The sequence below is a fragment of the Acidisoma sp. L85 genome, from assembly GCF_009765865.1.
Lineage (GTDB): Bacteria > Pseudomonadota > Alphaproteobacteria > Acetobacterales > Acetobacteraceae > Acidisoma.
Map to the genome: position 1 here is coordinate 181,574 of NZ_LMUQ01000025.1, position 2,357 is coordinate 183,930.

Below are 2,357 nucleotides of genomic sequence, written 5' to 3' on the forward strand. Positions count from 1 at the left end.
GGTGATCCAATCGATGTGGTCGCCGGCGGTGACCGCCGTTCGTTCCAAGGGCATTCCCTGCGTCTTCCAGCCGCTGGCAGAAGGTTATCGCGGCTGGGGCGGTGGCCTCGGCATCGCCAAGCACCTCACGGGATTGGAGCGCGATGCTGCCTACGAATATATCAACTGGTATCTCTCGGGCTGGACCGGCGCCTACCTCAACCGCCAGGGTTATTACTCAGCGGTTCTGACCACCGCTCAAAAATATATGTCCCCGGGCGAATGGGGTTATTGGATGGAGGGCAAGCCAGCCACCGCGCCGATCATGAGCCCGCAGGGCCAGCAGATCGCCAAGACCGGAGATGTCCGCGACGGCGGATCCTATTACGACCGAATCGGCCATATCGCTTGCTGGAACTCGGTTATGGATCAGGACCGCTACCTGATCCAGAAATGGAACGAGTTCTCGGTTGCCTGAGCCTCGCGCGTGAGCACGACGACACAATCCTCCGGCCGCCTGCGCCGCCGCACCGAGGGCGACAACGCTCTCGGTGCGTGGCTACTGGCGGGCCCCATGGCAATCGTGCTCACGATCTTCCTGGTGGTGCCCATCGCCATGCTGATTGTGGTGAGCTTCCTCGATTACAATTCGGTGCAAATTCTCTGGAGCTTCGTGCTCCAGAACTACCAGGACGCGCTGACCTCGGTCGTTACGTGGAAGACCTTCGGTGTCACCATCGAATATGCTGTCATCACCTGGGTCATCGCGGTTTCTCTGGGCTTCTGGATCGCTTACTTTCTCGCCTTCGAGGTCCGCAGCACGACATGGCAAATGGCGCTGTTCCTGCTGTGCTCGGTGCCCTTCCTGACCTCGAATATCATCCGGACGATCTCCTGGATCCCGGCACTCGGCCGCAATGGCATCGTCAACACGCTGCTGCTGCACCTGCATGTCATCCATCAGCCGCTGACCTTTCTCCTCTACAGCAAATTCGCGATCATCCTGGCGTTCGTGCATCTCGACACGCTTTTCATGATCACACCCATTTTCAACTCAATGATGCGGATCGATCGCACGCTCATCGAAGCGGCGCGGGATAATGGTGCCGGCTTCTGGCGAACCATCCTCAACGTGATCCTTCCACTCTCGAAAAGCGGCATCGGTATCGGCACAATTTTCGTCATCACCCTCGTCATGGGCGATTTCGTGAGTGTCAGCATCATGGGTGGCGGCCAAAGCGCCTCGGTCGGCATCATGATCCAGAACGAGATTTCGCTGCTGCAATACCCGGCGGCGGCGGCGAATTCCGTCATCCTACTCGCGATCGTGCTGCTGATGGTGTTCCTGATCCTCCGCGTCATCGATATTCGCAAGGAACTCTGAGATGGGCGGGGAAAGACGCGGCCTCGCCTTTTATCTCCTGGCGGTGCTTTTTGCCGTCTTCGTGCTGTTCCTGTACGGGCCTATCGCAACCATCGTAATTCTGTCCTTCCAGGGACCGAATGGCGGCCTCACCTTCCCGATGAACGGCGTCTCGCTGCACTGGTTCCATGCGCTGTTTCAGCAGCAAATGGTGGGCGATTTCGGCGGCGCGGTCACGCGCTCCATCATGCTCGCGCTGATGGTGATGGTCGCCAATGTCGTGCTCGCCGTTGCCGGCGGCATGGCTTTCCGCCGGCGCTTTCGCGGCGCGACCTTGCTGTTCTACCTGGTGATCGCGAGCCTTATCGTGCCGTCACTTCTCGTGAGCCTCGGCATCGGCTTGTTCTTCAGCCAGCTCGGCGTCGATCCCGCCTGGTATAGCTCGGCTTTTGGCGCGCAATTGACCTGGACCCTGCCCTTTGGCCTGCTCATCATGTTCGCCGTCTTCAACCGCTTCAACAAATCCTGGGAAGAAGCCGCGCGGGATCTCGGCGCTGGCCCCTGGCGCAGTTTCCAGCACGTTGTCCTGCCAATCATTCTTCCCGGCGTCGTCGGCATCGCGCTCTTCGGTTTTTCTCTGTCCTACGACGAATTTCCACGCACCATGATGACGGCGGGAGACTCAAACACGCTGCCGCTGGAGGTCTTCGCGATGACCGCGAATGTCACCACACCCGTGATCTATGCACTCGGAACGCTCACCACCGGCTTCTCCGCCCTCATCATCGTGGCGGCGCTGACAACCATGGCGGTGCTGCGCAAAAGACGCCTCGCGCGCGCCATCTGACCCTTTGTCTTCTAGCTTCCGCGATACGTCGTATAGCCGAAAGGCGAGAGCAGAAGCGGAATATGCAGATGTGTGGTGCCCTCATCGACGCGGAACCGCAGGGTGATGCGATCGTAGAAGCCCGCCTCATCACCGCTCCACGCCGCCACATGGAAGGTGATCTCGTAT

Annotated in this window: 3 protein-coding genes and 1 pseudogene; 3 read left to right on the forward strand and 1 reads right to left on the reverse strand. The window is 59.6% G+C overall.

The annotated features are described in order from the left end of the window. From GSQ83_RS30345 to GSQ83_RS05890, 3 genes and pseudogenes are all read left to right on the forward strand, one after another. Positions 1 to 457 (forward strand): annotated as a pseudogene (locus tag GSQ83_RS30345) (ABC transporter substrate-binding protein); the annotation flags it as partial. A gap of 9 nt (positions 458 to 466) precedes the next feature. After that, positions 467 to 1,363, forward strand: coding sequence for an ABC transporter permease (locus GSQ83_RS05885; protein WP_254065518.1), 897 nt, complete (start codon positions 467 to 469; stop codon positions 1,361 to 1,363). Between the two features lies 1 nt (position 1,364). After that, entirely contained in the window at positions 1,365 to 2,189 is an 825-nt protein-coding gene (locus GSQ83_RS05890) for an ABC transporter permease (RefSeq protein ID WP_158801949.1), read from the forward strand. An 11-nt stretch (positions 2,190 to 2,200) separates the two neighbouring features. Here the strand turns inward: GSQ83_RS05890 and GSQ83_RS05895 are convergent, their stop codons facing one another. After that, positions 2,201 to 2,350, reverse strand: coding sequence for a hydroxyisourate hydrolase (locus GSQ83_RS05895; protein WP_256367215.1), 150 nt, complete (start codon positions 2,348 to 2,350; stop codon positions 2,201 to 2,203). Positions 2,351 to 2,357 lie beyond the last annotated feature (7 nt).

Bases quoted from the DNA above. Each gene is read 5' to 3' on its own strand.
- GSQ83_RS05890 (WP_158801949.1), top strand. From the start codon at position 1,365: ATGGGCGGGGAAAGACGCGGCCTCGCCTTTTATCTCCTGGCGGTGCTT.